The organism is Devosia sp. J2-20, from assembly GCF_055808475.1.
Window position 1 is genome coordinate 654,589 of the sequence record NZ_CM147870.1, and the last position, 14,745, is coordinate 669,333.

Consider the following 14,745-nt stretch of genomic DNA (forward strand, 5'->3'; position numbering starts at 1 on the left):
GCTAATGTCATTTAAATATGACATGTGGGGAACGGACCGGGCTCGGCCGCGTTGGGTTAAGCAATGTCTTTTACTCAGCGTCCGGGTGCAGATTGAATCTCGTTCTTCCCACCTCAGGACGGCGCGTTCCTTGCGAACAGTGCCCGCTGCGCGCCATGCCGGGGTTTCGCTCTTTTGCGGCTAACGAGCTGCAATTCATATCAAGCTTCAAGACTGGCGAGCTGGTTGCGGAGACTGGGGCGACGCTGCTGTCGGAGGGCGCGCACAGTTCGCACCTTTACACGCTGCTGTCGGGCTGGGCCTTTCGCTACAAGGTACTCGCTGATGGGCGACGGCAAATCCTGAATTATATGTTGCCCGGCGATCTGATCGGGCTGCAAGGGTCGATTATTGGCGAGATGGAGCACTCGGTCGAGGCGCTGTCGACCTCGGTGCTGTGCGTGTTTCAGCGTGATCGGCTCAGTGAACTGTTCCGCAATCATCCGGGTCTGGGGTTCGATATTACCTGGCTGGCAGCGCGTGAAGAGCGGATGCTCGATGATCATCTACTCAGCCTGGGGCGGCGGACGGCGATGGAGCGCGCCGCCTATCTGCTGGCATTCCTGCACCAGCGAGCGGTATCGGTCGGCCTGGTGTCGGACAAGAACCTGTTCATCCCCATCACTCAGCAGCATGTCGCCGACACGCTGGGCCTGTCCATCGTTCATACCAACAAGACCCTGCGCAAGCTTGCCGAACGCGGCTTGATCCAGTGGCTGGATCGCTCCTGCGAGGTCATTGATGTTCAAGGGCTGATGGCGCTGGCTGAATGGGAGGGGCTGCCTGAGGGCGGTCGACCGTTGATATGAAGCGGGGGCGAGCCTCAAAGCTGACACCGGTGTGCTGCACTGCAAAGGGGCGGTATGATTCTGCCGCATTACAACAATGGTGATGAGCATCCCCGACAGCATGACGAAACGAGTTATCGAACGCGCGAAGCGCCCGCGGATAACCCAGCGGCTGGCTGTGCTGGTGTCGTTGACGCTTGTCGTATTGGCCGTCGTTGCCTCATTGGTGTTGATGCAGGGTATCGAGCGCCAGATCGACGACATGACGCGGACCTATGAGGTGCGCAACCAGGCGCGTGAGCTCACCCTGGCCTTGACCGATGCCGAGAGCAGTCAGCTTGGCTACATGTTGACCGAAGAAAGGCGTTATCTCGAGATCCTATCGTAGGGCCTCGGCCGCCATTGAAACGCGCATGGGTTCATTGGCTGCTGTGGTCAGCAATGATGCCGCTCAAGCGTCCAGGGTGCAGTCGATCGTGGATGATATTCGCCTCCGAGCCGATGGCCTGGCGCAGGTGATGACGCTGGTGGCAGGGCAACGGCTTGATGAAGCGAGAGCGCTGCTGACCAGCGGATCGAGCGAGCGGCCGATGGAGCCGGTGCGCCTGGCACTCGAGCAGTTCATCGGCGAAGAAAACCAGAAACTGCTCGATCGTAACTGGAGCATTGATGCCTCTCGGCGCTGGCTGGTTGGCGCCATCATCGCGGCGCTCGTTGGCGCGGTCGTGCTGGCCTATGTGCTGTTCGTGCGGGCGCAGCGTGAAGTGCGCGTATTGGCGCATAACCGCAGCCTGTTGCAGAGCGAAAAGGAAGTGTTGGAGGCCCATGTCCGCGAGCGGACGCAAGCGGTCGAAGAGGCACGTGCGCATGCAGAGCGAGAGCGTGAGCGCGTAGAGACGCTGTTGCAGGACACCAGTCACAGGATTGGCAATTCACTGGCGACGGTGTCGTCGCTGCTTGGCCTTCAATTGATGCGCAGCAAGTCCGATGAGGTCAAGCAGGCGCTCGAAGCGGCACGGTCGCGCGTGCATGCCATTGCCTCGGCACACCGTCGGCTGCGGCTGGGTGAGGATCTGGAAACCGCCAGCGCCGACGAATTTCTCGATGCGGTGCTGCAGGATCTTTCGACAACGGTTTCCGATGCCAAGGGCGTTAAGCTGACCGGCGAGGTGGATGCGATTGTCATCAGTGCGCGCGATTCCACTACGATCGGGATTCTGGTGGGCGAGCTTGTAACCAATGCCCTCAAGCATGCGTTTCCTGAAGAGCATGGCGGCAACATCTTGGTGCAGCTCAAACGCGACGGGGATGGCGTTCCAATCCTGTCGGTGACCGACGACGGCGTTGGGATGGCTGCCGATAGCCAGCCGGGAGAAGGCGGGCTGGGCTCCGTGATCGTCAAGCAGTTGGCGCATCAGTTCGGTGGCGTTCCCGAATATCAGCGTCCGCCGACCGGTGGCCTGAGAGTTGTCGTGCCGCTACCCGGGATTGAGAACCAGCAGGCCGGGGCCTAATCTAACAGAGTGGAGCAGTGCCTTGCACGTAGTGGCGATCCTCAACCGCGATGGCGGTACCTTGCGGACCATGGATTTGGACGCCTTCTGCGCCGATGCGGTCGCAGCCTTCAAGCGTCACGGTCACACGCTCGATTGTCGGGTGGTGGCGGGCGACGCGGTAGAAGCGCAACTGCGCGATGCTGCGGGCGAGGAGGGCGTAGACGCCGTCCTAGCAGGGGGGTGACGGCACCATTTCAACGGCAGCCGGCATTGCTTACGAAACGGGGATGCCCTTGGCGGTGCTCCCGGCGGGCACGATGAACCTGTTTGCACGCGCGCTTCAGGTGCCCCTTGACCTCGATGAAGCTCTTGAAGCGCTAGCGGCTGGTGAATTGGGCGTCGTGGATGTCGCCACAGCGAATGGGCAGTTGTTCGTGCATCAATTTGGGGTGGGTATCCACGCTCGTCTGGTGCGGATCCGCGAGGGCATGACCTATGGCAGCCGGCTGGGTAAGCTCTTGGCGAGCCTGCGTGCAGTGGCAGCGGCTGTGGTACGCCCGCCCGTATTCGAAGCCGAGTTGCGGACCGCAAAGGGTACGGAAAAGCGGCGAGTGTCGGGTATTGCGGTATCGAACAACCCTGTAGGCGACGGCCACATTCCCCATGCAGATCGGCTGGATGCGGGGGTGCTTGGCGTTTATGTCGCCGCGCCCGTAACATCGTCGGAACTGGCGGCGCTGGGGACCGGAATATTTCTGGGCACATGGCGCTCGAGCCCCATGATTTCAGAAAAGGAAGTAACTTCGCTGACTCTGCACTTCCCGAACCGCAAGAAGGGTGCACAGGCGGTCATTGATGGCGAGTTGGTGACGCTGGATGCGTCGGTGGAACTGGCCATCAAGCCGGGCGCACTCAAGGTCATCAAACCCCGACAACTTGTTGTCGAATAGACCTGAATTTTTTGGAACCAATATGGCTTGGGTGTCGTTTCTGTCGATTATCCGGCGATGTTGGTTATTCGTCGGGCGGTCAGTTTATGCAGGACGCAACGTGGTAAAAACAGGGGGCAGGCTGCCTGAAAATGTGCGGGCGGTTGTGGATGACCAGCAACGTCTAAAGGCGTTGTCGGCCTTTGAGGGACACGAAGGCGAGCCGGATGTCGACTTTGATCGGTTGAGCCGTGCAGTCGCCCATATCTTCGAGACCGAGTTTGCCCTGGTGACAGTCGTGGGGGCGGAGCGTCAATCGTTCCGCGCGTGCTTTGGCATGGGCGACATGACGGGCACTTCCACTGAAACATCGTTTTGTGCCCACACCATTTCGCTGCCAGATGACGACGCCCTGGTGGTCCTTGATACCCATCAGGATGACCGATTTCGCGACAACTCGCTGGTGACGACCTGGCCGTTCATCAGGTTTTATGCTGGCGCGCCAATTGTTGTTAAGGGCCAGAAGATCGGCTCGCTTTGCGTGCTCAGTACGACGCCGCGCGAAAAGGTCGATCCCCAGATGCTGGCGCAGCTGGGCGATCTGGCCGGCATTGCTGCGGCCCTTTTCGCCCTCAAGGATGAAGCGCGGGTACGCGCCCGCACCGCCGCTGCGCTGATGCGCGAGGAATGGCGGCATGCGCTGACGCTCGAAGCGGGCAAGGTCGGCAGCTGGGTGTGGGATATCCGAACCGGCGAGATAGCCTGCAACGAAACCTTCCGACGCATGTATGACCTGCCGGAAACGGGTGTGATCGTGATGGAGCAGGTGCTTGAGGCAACCCACCCGGTTGACCGCGCGGTGGTTGAAGCAGGTATTGCGGCCAGCCTGAGCGACGGGGTGGACTACAATGCCGAAGCCCGGGTGGCCAGGACCGGGCGCTGGTTGACCATGCGTGGTCGCGTCTATCAACGCGATACCGAGGGAAAGCCGCTGATCATGATGGGCGCCAGCACCGACATCAGCGAAAGCAAGCATACGGCTGAGCAGACGCGGCTGCTGTTGCGTGAGCTCAATCACCGCGTAAAAAACACCTTGGCGATGATCCAGTCGGTCGCACGACAGACGATCCGCCAAAATCCGGATCCGCAGGAGTTCATCGACGCCTTTTCAGGCCGGTTGCGGACAATCTCTGAAGCCCATGTGCTGCTGGCGGACCGCGACTGGTCCGGCGTGCAGCTCTATGAGGTGATTGCGGCCCAGCTCGGCCCCAATTTCCTTTCGCAGCCAGACCACGCCGAGGTTGTGGGCGACGACATCATGTTGCCCGCTGATCATGCGCTGGGGCTGGGACTAATCCTGCACGAGTTGACCACCAACGCGCACCGATATGGCGCGTGGTCCAGTGAGGATGGGGTGGTGAGCATTTCCTGGGACGTGAAGACGACGCCTGTACGTGGACTGGCGCTGAAATGGCGCGAGCGCGGCGGTCCGGAAGTGGCTGAAAAGCAGGAATACGGCCTGGGCGCGCGGTTGATCGAACGTAGTCTGGCCAAGGTGCTCGATAGCGCCGTCACACTGCAGTTCCGCCCCGAAGGCGTGACAGCCGATGTATGGCTGCCACTGCCCGTCGAGGCGGCATAAGCGTTTGTTCAGTCTGGTCTTGGTCAGTCGTCTTTGCGATCACTGCCATTGCTGATGACCCAGAGCGCGGCGATTGCCGCGGCTGGCAGGCCCAGCGTGCGCACCATTGGCGAGCGCAGCAGCACCGGCAATGCGGTCAGGGTTGCTGTCGTCAGAAAGGCGCTGGTGTCGCTCGAGCGTCGCTTTTCGGCAATCGCCCGCTTACGGCGTGCTTCAGCGATGCGGGTGCCCAGGTAGATCGTCAGAGCCAACACAGCAAAGGCGGCTGCGCAGAACAACGCGGCATAGATGCCACCGACCTGATCAGCGAGCGCCATGAAGCCTGCAGCAACCAAAAAGCCTGCCGCTGCCAGGCCAAACAAGGCCATGGCCGCGTTGATGATGACCGCGTGCTTGATGCGATCGGTGATGTGCTCAACTTCCATACCCAGGAAGCTGGCCAATGGGCTCAGGAAATTCATGGCGATCAGTGGCGCGACAGAAGGGCCAGGATGTAGCCAATACCAATCGCGCTGGCGACGGCCGTCAGTGGCTTTTCGCGGATGGTGTCCTTGAGCTGCTGTTCCATGGCGCCAGCCTGGTCCTGAACTTCGTCGATCACGTGCTGGCCCTGGCGCTGCATATTGCGCGCTTCATCCTTGGCCGTGTCGCGAGCCTCATTGACCTTGTCAGTGCTCAGCTTGGTCAGCGTTGCGGCGATCGCCTTGAGATCGGCCTGCAGCTGGGCAATCTGGTCTTCCAGCTGGTCTTCGCGCGGCTTGGTGCTGGCGCGGCTGCGGCTGGTCTTGCTGCGCTCAGGGGCGAGGTCGGATGTGCTAGCCATTGAGAAGCTCCTTGTGTTGTGTAGGTGTAACGCGGAGCGTGCCCCGCAGTTCCGCCCCATCGGTGACAAGCAAAAAAGATGCACCCCAATACGCAGGAACGTATCGAGGTGCACCATCGCGGGCGAAAGGGGGCGTCTTCTGCCCGCCGGGCGCTGTTCACAAACGTGGACCCCGGGACTGGGTGCGCCCGATTAGGGGACGGGGCTAGATGTTGCCCATCAATGCGAGAATGATAACGACCACCAGAACGACACCGAGGATGCCGGAGGGGAAGTAGCCGAAGCCGCGCGAGTAGCCCCATGTTGGCAGGGCGCCGATCAGCAGCAGAATCAGGATGATGATGAGAATTGTACCCAAGCCCATGGTCGTTCTCCGTAGGGATGTTGTTGATGTGAAAGAGCGCGCCTAGAGAATGGCGAGCATCAGGCCTGCAGCGGTGGCCAGAATGAGAAATGCCGGCGTCAGCGCCTTGAGCACGTCGCCATAATGGGTCTGGCCGTCATAACCTTCGGACCAAACCATTGCCGTGCGACTTGCGTTCTCAAGTGCCTTGAATTCGATATTTGTCATGACTGCCTCCGCCGTGGCCGATGGCGAAGAACTGTTTGTTCCCGCCATCTTTTTTGCTGCGCAGTGTTGCGCCTGGCCAAAGAACGGACGTGGGTCGGGTTTGGTTCCGCGAATGATTTTGATGCTAGTCGCGCAGGCTAGAGGACGGGCAATACGTCCACGGACTGCTTGGCCTCGTGCGAGCCGTGCGTCTTGAGCACGCCGACGATGGGAGAGATGTCGGCATAGTCACGGCCGTGGCCAATCGAAATATGGTCGGGTCCGGCCGTGATCGCATTGGTGGGGTCGAACTCAATCCACCCCATGTCCTGGCCGCACCAGGCGCGCACCCATGCATGCATGGCATCAGCGCCTTCCAGACGCGGCTTGCCGGGCGGCGGGCTGGTGCGCAGGAAACCCGAGACATAGCCGGCTGGAATGCCCAGACCACGCAAGCCGGCAATCATGACATGGGCAAAGTCCTGGCAGACGCCCTTGCGCAAGGCAAAGGCCTCGGCGGGTTCAGTTTCCACATCGGTGGCTTTGGGGTCATAGGCAAAGTCGCGATGGATCGCCATGCACAGGGCGTTGGCGGCGACCAGAACGGTGGGTGCGCCAGCGACGGCCTTGGCGGCGTAGTCGGTAATAGCCGGCTCGAGCGGAACGCGCGGCGAAGCGGCCAGGAAATGGTGCGGGCTGTCCGGTTGCACGCTCCATAGCCGCGCAATCTGCTGGCGAAGGTCGGCCAATGAGGGCGACAGGTCGATCGGCGGTAGCAGGTTTTCAACGTTGACCCGCGCCGTCAGGCGGATCTTGAGCTGATCATGGGGTGTCACATAGGCGATGGTAGTGGCGACATTGCCAAAGAAGTCGCTGAACGTGGTGACACGTTCGGGGCGTGGTTCGAATGACAGGCTAGATGCCACTACGCGTTGGACGCCGGGAATGCTGATGGGGGCGACGCGCACCAGATGGCGACCGCCATGCACTGTTGCATCGTAGTCGTAGCTCATCTCAAGGCGGATATCGTAGAGCATCGGCGTCACACCAGATAAGCCGCGGAAATCAGGCCCGACAGGCCAACAATATCGTCAGCCAGCTTATCGAGCCGTTCGGGCGTCATGTCGCCGGCATCGGCGATGCGCAGTTCGGTTTCGAGCTCTAGCGCGGCCTTGGCGGCAGGCGACAACTGCCCTTCGACGATCCCGCCGGGCAGTTTGTCGATCTGGGCGCGCAAGCGGTCGAGCTGGAAGATGACCGATCGAGGGTTGAGCGGGTCCAGGATCAGCAGGTCGATGGCGCTCTGAGCGCCCGCGCTCACCGAATAGCGGCGCCGATGGCTCATCACGCTGTCGCCAATTTCGAGCAGCATCTCGACCGACCCGACCGGGGCATCCTCATGGGTCAACCAAGAGACAATGCGGGCAATCTGCATGGCGCGCTCAAGGCGGCGACCGAGCTCGAGGAAGCGCCAGCCGGCAAAGCGGTACATGTTTTCGTGCACCAGACCGGAAAAGCCCGCGAGCTTGCGCAGCAAGACGGTCATGGCATGAGCGGAGTCATCCCCCGGCCGGACGCGCCTGGCAAAGCGCTGCGCTGTTTTTTGCAGGTCATTGAGCGCCAGCCAGCCATCGGGCGAAAAGCGATCTCGGATCTGTCCGGCGCTGTGCACGGCGCTGTTGATCGAGGCCAGCAACCCCTGTGGCATGGGCTGGGCGGCGTCGACATCGATGCTGTCCAGGAAGTCGGCGCAGTGGGTCAGAATCGGCAAATCTGTCTTGGACAGTTCGGCCAGCCGGGCGTTATAGGCGCGCAGAATGCGCAGCGTGGCCTCGGTGCGTTCGGCATAGCGCCCCAGCCAGATCAGATTGTCGGCGGCGCGACTGGGCAGATCGCCCACGGCGGCACGCACCATCTGCTTGCCGTCCTGGGGCAACAGGGAAATGTGTTCCACCGGCTTGGAGGAGAGCACCCAGACGTCGGCCGCCTGACCGCCGCGCTGCATGGCAATGGCGCTTGTATCAAGGCTTGAGCCGACGCGGGCAAAGCCGCCGGGCATGATGGTCCAGCCGTTCTCGGTGCGTGCCGCGTAGACGCGCAAGGTGATGGGACGTGGCTGCAATTTACCATCGACATAGACCGGCGCGGTCGAGAGTTGCACCTGTTCCTGACCGACGTAATTGGCCCCATTGGCGCGGATGCGTTCGATCAGGCGCGCCTTTTCGTCGGGCGGGATGGTCGAACCCAGCTTGGTGCCGCGCAGATCGTCAAAGGGCAGGTTGGTCGCAAAGGCAGGGCCGATCATCAGATCGTCGAAATTGTCGATGACCTGCTGCTGCTCGCCGGGCTGACCGCACCACCAGGTGGCGATTTCGGGCAGCAGCAGCGGCGTGTCGAGCAGTTTGCGCGAAAGGCGTGGCATGAAGGCTGCCAGAGCGCGGGTTTCCAGCAGGCCGGTACCCAGCGCATTGATCATCGATATCGACCCCTGCCGCAAGGCCTCGACCATGCCGGGCGTGCCAATGCGACTGTCATAACGCAGTTCGAGCGGGTCAACGAAAGAAGCGTCCATGCGGCGCCAGAGGGCGCTGACCGGCATCGGCCCCGCAACGGTGCGAACCATGACCTTGCCGTCCTGAACGATCAGGTCTTCGCCTTCGAGCAGGACCAGACCAAGATAGCGGGCGATATAGGCGTGTTCGAAATAGGTTTCGTTAAGCTGGCCTGGGGTGAGGATGCCCACCCAACCACCATCGCGTTTGGCATCGGCAAACAGCATGTCGCGGAAATCGCGGAAGAAGCCAGCCAGCCGCTGCACGTTCATATTGGCGTAGATGTCGCTCAGGGCATGAGTGGTGGCGACACGGTTCTCCAACGCAAAACCGGCGCCGGAAGGCGCCTGGGTCCGATCGCCAAGTACCCACCAGGCACCATCAGGACCGCGCCCGAGTTCGAATGCGCAGAAGTGAAGATAATGACCACTGGCTGGTTTGACACCGACCAGCGGGCGCAGGAATTCGCTGTTCTGTGCAACCAGTTCGGGCGGCAGCAGGCCCTGCTGGACGAGATTGTTGTCGCCATAGATATCGGCGACGACCATTTCGAGCAGTTCGGCGCGCTGGATGAGGCCGGTGCTGATGCGTTCCCAATCAGCTTCGTCGATCAGCAACGGGACATGGGCCAACGGCCAATCGCGTTCCTTGGATTCTGCGCCATCATAGGTGCGATAAAACACCCCTGCATCGCGCAGATACTGGTCAGCACGTTCAAAGCGGGCGCTGAGTTCTTCCGCCCCCAAAGCATCAAACGCGGCCATCAATTCGGCCCAGCCCGGCCGGATATTGCCGGCCGGATCGATCATTTCGTCGGGGACACCCGGGCGCAGCTGGTAGTCAGCAATAATGCTGGGGCCTGCTGCGGGCGCGTCGGGCTCTTGGTCTGTCATGGTCATGGGTTACCAGAAGCGCGGCGGCCGACGCAGGTCAAGCGTCAACGGGAATTCGTCCGCAGGCTTTTCGGTGCGGAGGTCGAAGCCGCCTGCGGTGTAATTCTGCGGCAGGAAGCGCGCCAGACGGCGGGCTTCGGCTTCATTGCCATTGACGGGGAAGGTGTCGTAGCTGCGGCCGCCGGGATGGGCGACATGATAGACGCAGCCGCCAACGGGTCGCTGGGTCCACAGATCAAAGATATCAAACACCAGCGGCGTGTTGACCGGCAGGGCAGGGTGCAGGCCTGAGGCCGGCTGCCACGCCTTGAAGCGCACACCGGCCACGCTGACGCCCTCGGTCTGAGTGTGGCGCAGTGGCACAGGACGTTGATTGCAGGTGACGGCATAGCGATCGGGGTTAAGCCCTTCGAGCTTGACCTGCAGGCGCTCCACCGAGCTATCAACGAAGCGGACGGTACCGCCAATGGCGCCCTGCTCACCCATGACGTGCCAAGGCTCAAGCGCCTGACGCAGTTCGAGCTTCATGCCCTCGTATTCGACCTCACCGCAGAACGGGAAGCGGAATTCGAGCTGGGCGGCGAACCAGGCGGGATCGATCTTGAAGCCGTGGCGATCCAAGTCCGCGATGACGTCGAGGAAATCCTGCCAGACGTAATGGGGCAGCATGAAGCGATCATGCAGCGTAGTGCCCCAGCGGGTAAAACTACCATCAAGCGGGTTGGTCCAGTAGCGTGCGATGATGGCTCTGACGAGAACTTGCTGGGCCAGTGCCATGCGGGCATTGGGCGGCATCTCGAAACCGCGGAATTCGACTAGGCCAAGACGGCCGGTCGGGCCATCGGGCGAGAACAGCTTGTCGATGCAGATTTCAGAACGATGGGTGTTGCCGGTGACATCTACCAGCAAATTGCGGAACAGCCGATCAACTAGCCAAGGCAGCGGTGCGGGCTGACCCGATTGCGGGTGCGGCACCTGCGACATGGCGATTTCGAGTTCGTAGAGGCTGTCATGTCGCGCCTCGTCAAACCGCGGGGCCTGACTGGTCGGTCCAATAAACAGGCCCGAGAACAGGTAGCTCATGGCCGGGTGCCGCTGCCAATGCAGCAACAGCGACTTGAGCAGATCGGGCCGGCGCAGGAAGGGGCTGTCATCGGGTGTGGCGCCACCGACAACGACGTGATTGCCGCCGCCTGTGCCGGTGTGGCGACCATCGATCATGAACTTGTCAGCACCCAAACGGGACTGGCGGGCCTCTTCATAGATCGCGGTGGTGGTAGCGACGCAGTCGTCCCAGCTTGAAGCGGGGTGAATATTGACCTCGATGACGCCGGGATCGGGCGCCACGCGGATGACGTTGAGGCGTGGGTCATGTGGGGGCGCATAGCCCTCCAGGTGAACCGGCTGGCCGACATGTCGGGCGGCAGCCTCAACGGCGGTGATCAGTTCGAGATAGTCCTCGAGCCGTTCGACCGGGGGCAGGAAGACGCACAGGCGATGATCGCGAATTTCGGCGGTGACGGCGGTGCGTACTTCGCCCTCGATCTCGCTGATTTCCTGTTCGGTCCGGTCCTGTTGTTCGGTCGCGGCAGTGAAATCGGCGGTGGTCTGGGCGCGTGGATCAGCCTCAAGGCCTGTCTTCTGGCGCGCCAGAATTTCCTCTGGATCGGGCAGGGCGCCGCGCGGCGCGCCGGGGTCCTGGGCCACAACATGGGGATAGCTGGTGGCATCGATATGCTTGAGCGAGCTGAGCGGCAGGCGATAGCCGGCCGGGCTGTCACCGGGTGCCAGAAACAACTTGCCCCGCCGGGTCTTCCAGACTTCGGTCAGCCATGGGCTGGAGGCCGCTGCATTCCAGCGCTGGATGGGCAGGACGTAACCAGTGGGGTTGGTCAGGCCGCGTTCAAACACCTTGGCGATGCGCGAGCGGGCCTCTGGATCGGCTAGCTCGGAATTGGCTGGATCGACGTTCTCGGGCAGGTTGGCTTCCTTGAGCAGCCACTCGCCGGGATCCTCATAGGCCTCGGCGATGGTTTCGCCGGTGAGGCCGAGATTCTTCGCAAAGCTGTCGAGAAATTTGCGGGCATCTTCATGCGTGGCATCGGTTTTGACGCCTTCGCGGGCGATGAGCTTTTCGTCAGACCAGATCGGCTTGCCGTCCAGCCGCCAATAGAGCGAGAAGGTCCAGCGCGGCAGCGTCTCGCCGGGGTACCACTTGCCCTGTCCATAATGCAGCATGCCGTTGGGGGCAAAGCGCTCGCGCAGGCGACGGATCAGATCGTCGGCCAGGATGCGCTTGGTGGGGCCGACGGCGCCGGTGTTCCACTCATCGGCTTCGAAGTCATCAATAGACACAAAGGTCGGCTCGCCGCCCATGGTCAGGCGGACGTCATTATCGGCGAGCACCTGATCGACCTGATGGCCGAGCGCATCAAGTTCTTCCCAGCTCTCATCGGAGAAAGGCTTGGTGATGCGCGGATGCTCGGCGACCCGGTCGACGCGCATGTCGAAGTCGAATTCGACTTCAGCATAGGAAGCGGTGCCCGAGATCGGCGCTGCATTGCGGTAGTGCGGGGTGGCGGCCAGGGGAACGTGGCTTTCGCCAGTCAGCAGGCCCGAGGTTGGGTCAAGACCGACCCAGCCCGCGCCGGGCAGGTAGACCTCGCACCAGGCGTGCAGATCGGTGAAATCGTGATCGGTCCCCGCAGGGCCATCCAGCGAGACCAGATCGGGCTTGAGCTGAATGAGGTAGCCGGAAACGAAACGCGCAGCGAAGCCGAGATTGCGCAACACCTGCACCAGCAGCCAGCTGGAGTCGCGGCAGCTCCCCTTGGCATTGGCCAGGGTTTCCTCGGGTGTCCAGACGCCGGTTTCCATGCGCACGACATAGGCGAGGTGCTGCTGAATACTGGCATTGATGCCGGTGACAAAGTTCACCGTGTTCATCGGTGTCTTGTCGATGCCGTCGATGAATTTTTGCAGCAGTGGGCCGACCGGCTCGGGTTGCATATAGATGGACAGATCGGGGCGGATGTCCTGGGGATATTCGAACGGGAATATCTCGGCGCTCTCTTCGACAAAGAAATCGAAGGGATTGTAGACCGTCATGTCGGCCACCAGATCGACTTCGATCTTGAGCTCGGTGACAGGCTCGGGAAAGACGATGCGGGTCAGGAAATTGCCATAGGGGTCCTGCTGCATATTGACGAAATGCAGGGAGGGCGAGACCTTGAGCGAATAGCTCAATACCTTGGTCTTTGAGTGCGACGCCGGCTGCAGCCTGATGATCTGCGGCTGCAGATAGACCGGACGGTCATACTTGTAGTGAGTCAGGTGATAAACGGCGGCTTTGATCGACATGCGCGTGCGTCGCTCTCTTCAGGCCACAAAACAGATTGGCAGCCTAGCGAGTGTAGCGACGGACCGCCAGCACGCATCTTGCAGATCAGACCATCGTGTCGATGATCTGTCTTTGGCGCAGCATTTCGAGGAAGATCCGGTAGTCCTTGTCAAATTGCGGGCGGGCTGCCGCTTCGGGTGTACGGGAGCGGCCTCCCTGCTGCATGGCCGCGCAAGCCTGATCAAGGCTGGGATAGAGACCTGCTGCGGTGGCGGCGACCATTGCCATGCCCAGCAGCGTCGCGTCCTTGGCGGCCGATTCCACGACGGTGCAGCCCGTTGCGTCTGCATAGAGCTCCATCAGAATGGCATTCTTGGTATGGCCGCCGGTGACATGGAGCGTGTCGATGGCGTAGCCGCGCGTATTCAAAGTCTCCAGAATATGGCGCACGCCCAGGGCAATGGAGACACAAGTGCGCCAATAGAGCCGACAGAGCGAGTCGAAATCGCTGTCCAGGGTCAGGCCAGAGATAACCCCCAGCGCGAAGGGATCGCCCAGCGGCGAGCGGTTGCCGTGAAAGTCTGGCAGCACATGCAGGCGATCGGAAAGTGCCAGCCCCTCGCTCTGGCGCAACTGCATAATGCGGCTGGCGATGGCGCTGTGCATTGTTGAATCTGGTTCCCCCCCGGCGCTGTGCAGGCGAATGATGTGATCAAGCAGCGCGCCGGTGGCTGACTGGCCACCTTCATTGAGCCAGACCCCGGGCAGCACTGCCCCAAAATAGGGGCCCCAGACGCCGGAAGTTGGACGATCTTCGGCCGACAGCGCCATGACGCAGCTGGAGGTGCCGGCAATCAGTGCGAGGTGGCGGTCGATGGTGTCGACATCCCGGGTGAAGGCGCCCAGCACGCCCAAGGCGCCGGCATGGGCGTCGATCAAGCCGGCGCCGACATGGCAGGCGGTGGTCAGGCCGAGATCGGCGGCGGCAGTTGGGGTGAGTGCGCCCAGATCGGCACCAACGGGACTGGCCTGATCGGGCAAGCACGCTTTTTCCAGCAGATCATCTAGGCCGATGCGGGCTAGAAAATCGGCCTGCCAGCTGGGGGTCTTGTGGGCCAGATAGGTCCATTTGCAGGTCAGGGTTGATTGCGAGCGCGCCTGGGAGCCTGTGGCTTTCCAAGAGAGAAAGTCGGCCAGATCGAACATCATGCCGGCGCGGGCCCAGGTCTGTGGCAGATGGCGCTTGAGCCACATCAACTTGGGGGCTTCCATTTCGGGCGACATGACGCCACCAGCAAAATTGAGCACTTCATGGCCGGTGCGGGTGCATTCATCGGCCTGGCTGAGTGCGCGGTGGTCCAGCCAGACAATGGTGTCCCAGCGATCGTCGCCGCTGGTCGAAACGGTCAGCGGGTGCCCCTGAGCGTCGCGAACCACAAGCGAACAGGTTGCGTCAAAGCCCAGCCCGACCACCTGTTCCGGCCTGGCCTCCGCAATGGCCATGGCCTGGCGGACAGCAGCACAAACGGCTTTCCAGATCTGTTCGCTGTCGTGTTCGGCATGGTTGGCATCGGGCCGGTTCATGGCGATCGAATGCTCGGCGCGGCCCAGGAGCACGCCTTCAGGCGTCAGTACGCCTGCTCGGGCACTACCGGTGCCCACATCTACTGCCACCAAGAGCTTTGTCGTCAAA

Annotated in this window: 14 protein-coding genes; 6 read left to right on the forward strand and 8 right to left on the reverse strand. The window is 61.7% G+C overall.

What is annotated here, in order from left to right; genetic code table 11:
* Positions 1-155: 155 nt before the first annotated feature.
* The 6 genes from AC0L37_RS03200 to AC0L37_RS03225 all read left to right on the forward strand — a co-directional run bounded on the left by AC0L37_RS03200 (position 156) and on the right by AC0L37_RS03225 (position 4,894).
* The gene (locus tag AC0L37_RS03200; RefSeq protein WP_249327550.1) at positions 156-848 is read left to right on the forward strand and encodes a Crp/Fnr family transcriptional regulator; all 693 of its coding nucleotides are present in this window, start codon (positions 156-158) and stop codon (positions 846-848) included.
* A gap of 82 nt (positions 849-930) precedes the next feature.
* Positions 931-1,215 carry a CHASE3 domain-containing protein gene (locus tag AC0L37_RS03205; RefSeq protein ID WP_473314259.1) on the forward strand — a complete coding sequence of 95 codons (285 nt, stop codon included), beginning with the start codon at positions 931-933 and terminating at the stop codon, positions 1,213-1,215.
* A gap of 25 nt (positions 1,216-1,240) precedes the next feature.
* Complete coding sequence (locus tag AC0L37_RS03210; protein ID WP_473314262.1) at positions 1,241-2,341, forward strand: sensor histidine kinase; 1,101 nt, start codon at positions 1,241-1,243, stop codon at positions 2,339-2,341.
* Positions 2,342-2,363: 22 nt separating this feature from the next.
* The gene (locus AC0L37_RS03215; RefSeq protein WP_282222024.1) at positions 2,364-2,567 is read left to right on the forward strand and encodes a diacylglycerol kinase family protein; all 204 of its coding nucleotides are present in this window, start codon (positions 2,364-2,366) and stop codon (positions 2,565-2,567) included.
* A gap of 43 nt (positions 2,568-2,610) precedes the next feature.
* Positions 2,611-3,273, forward strand: a complete 663-nt coding sequence (locus AC0L37_RS03220) for a diacylglycerol/lipid kinase family protein (RefSeq protein WP_282222023.1) — start codon at positions 2,611-2,613, stop codon at positions 3,271-3,273.
* Positions 3,274-3,295: 22 nt separating this feature from the next.
* On the forward strand, positions 3,296-4,894 hold the full coding sequence (locus tag AC0L37_RS03225; RefSeq protein ID WP_282222022.1) for an HWE histidine kinase domain-containing protein: 1,599 nt from the start codon (positions 3,296-3,298) through the stop codon (positions 4,892-4,894).
* 23 nt (positions 4,895-4,917) lie between these two features.
* Here the strand turns inward: AC0L37_RS03225 and AC0L37_RS03230 are convergent, their stop codons facing one another.
* From AC0L37_RS03230 to AC0L37_RS03265, 8 genes are all read right to left on the reverse strand, one after another.
* Positions 4,918-5,355, reverse strand: coding sequence for a hypothetical protein (locus tag AC0L37_RS03230; RefSeq protein WP_282222021.1), 438 nt, complete (start codon positions 5,353-5,355; stop codon positions 4,918-4,920).
* 5 nt (positions 5,356-5,360) lie between these two features.
* The gene (locus tag AC0L37_RS03235; protein ID WP_212657013.1) at positions 5,361-5,717 is read right to left on the reverse strand and encodes an ElaB/YgaM/YqjD family protein; all 357 of its coding nucleotides are present in this window, start codon (positions 5,715-5,717) and stop codon (positions 5,361-5,363) included.
* A gap of 205 nt (positions 5,718-5,922) precedes the next feature.
* Positions 5,923-6,081, reverse strand: coding sequence for a DUF3309 family protein (locus tag AC0L37_RS03240; protein ID WP_212657014.1), 159 nt, complete (start codon positions 6,079-6,081; stop codon positions 5,923-5,925).
* Between the two features lie 42 nt (positions 6,082-6,123).
* Positions 6,124-6,288 (reverse strand): hypothetical protein, encoded by a 165-nt coding sequence (locus tag AC0L37_RS03245; protein WP_212657015.1) that lies wholly within the window; start codon positions 6,286-6,288, stop codon positions 6,124-6,126.
* Between the two features lie 137 nt (positions 6,289-6,425).
* A complete protein-coding gene (locus tag AC0L37_RS03250) occupies positions 6,426-7,304 on the reverse strand; it encodes a transglutaminase family protein (protein WP_282222020.1) in 879 nt (292 codons plus the stop codon).
* A 5-nt stretch (positions 7,305-7,309) separates the two neighbouring features.
* Complete coding sequence (locus tag AC0L37_RS03255) at positions 7,310-9,718, reverse strand: circularly permuted type 2 ATP-grasp protein (protein WP_212657017.1); 2,409 nt, start codon at positions 9,716-9,718, stop codon at positions 7,310-7,312.
* A gap of 3 nt (positions 9,719-9,721) precedes the next feature.
* Entirely contained in the window at positions 9,722-13,072 is a 3,351-nt protein-coding gene (locus AC0L37_RS03260) for a transglutaminase family protein (RefSeq protein WP_282222019.1), read from the reverse strand.
* 85 nt (positions 13,073-13,157) lie between these two features.
* Positions 13,158-14,744 (reverse strand): FGGY-family carbohydrate kinase, encoded by a 1,587-nt coding sequence (locus AC0L37_RS03265; RefSeq protein WP_269371081.1) that lies wholly within the window; start codon positions 14,742-14,744, stop codon positions 13,158-13,160.
* Position 14,745: the final 1 nt, after the last annotated feature.

Excerpts from the sequence above, each read along its gene's own strand:
- AC0L37_RS03200 (WP_249327550.1), top strand. The coding sequence starts at position 156 with ATGCCGGGGTTTCGCTCTTTTGCGGCTAACGAGCTGCAATTCATATCA.
- AC0L37_RS03205 (WP_473314259.1), top strand. The coding sequence starts at position 931 with ATGAGCATCCCCGACAGCATGACGAAACGAGTTATCGAACGCGCGAAG.
- AC0L37_RS03210 (WP_473314262.1), top strand. The coding sequence starts at position 1,241 with ATGGGTTCATTGGCTGCTGTGGTCAGCAATGATGCCGCTCAAGCGTCC.
- AC0L37_RS03220 (WP_282222023.1), top strand. The coding sequence starts at position 2,611 with ATGCCCTTGGCGGTGCTCCCGGCGGGCACGATGAACCTGTTTGCACGC.
- AC0L37_RS03225 (WP_282222022.1), top strand. The coding sequence starts at position 3,296 with ATGGCTTGGGTGTCGTTTCTGTCGATTATCCGGCGATGTTGGTTATTC.
- AC0L37_RS03230 (WP_282222021.1), bottom strand. The coding sequence starts at position 5,355 with ATGAATTTCCTGAGCCCATTGGCCAGCTTCCTGGGTATGGAAGTTGAG.
- AC0L37_RS03235 (WP_212657013.1), bottom strand. The coding sequence starts at position 5,717 with ATGGCTAGCACATCCGACCTCGCCCCTGAGCGCAGCAAGACCAGCCGC.
- AC0L37_RS03240 (WP_212657014.1), bottom strand. The coding sequence starts at position 6,081 with ATGGGCTTGGGTACAATTCTCATCATCATCCTGATTCTGCTGCTGATC.
- AC0L37_RS03245 (WP_212657015.1), bottom strand. The coding sequence starts at position 6,288 with ATGACAAATATCGAATTCAAGGCACTTGAGAACGCAAGTCGCACGGCA.
- AC0L37_RS03250 (WP_282222020.1), bottom strand. The coding sequence starts at position 7,304 with ATGCTCTACGATATCCGCCTTGAGATGAGCTACGACTACGATGCAACA.
- AC0L37_RS03255 (WP_212657017.1), bottom strand. The coding sequence starts at position 9,718 with ATGACCATGACAGACCAAGAGCCCGACGCGCCCGCAGCAGGCCCCAGC.
- AC0L37_RS03260 (WP_282222019.1), bottom strand. The coding sequence starts at position 13,072 with ATGTCGATCAAAGCCGCCGTTTATCACCTGACTCACTACAAGTATGAC.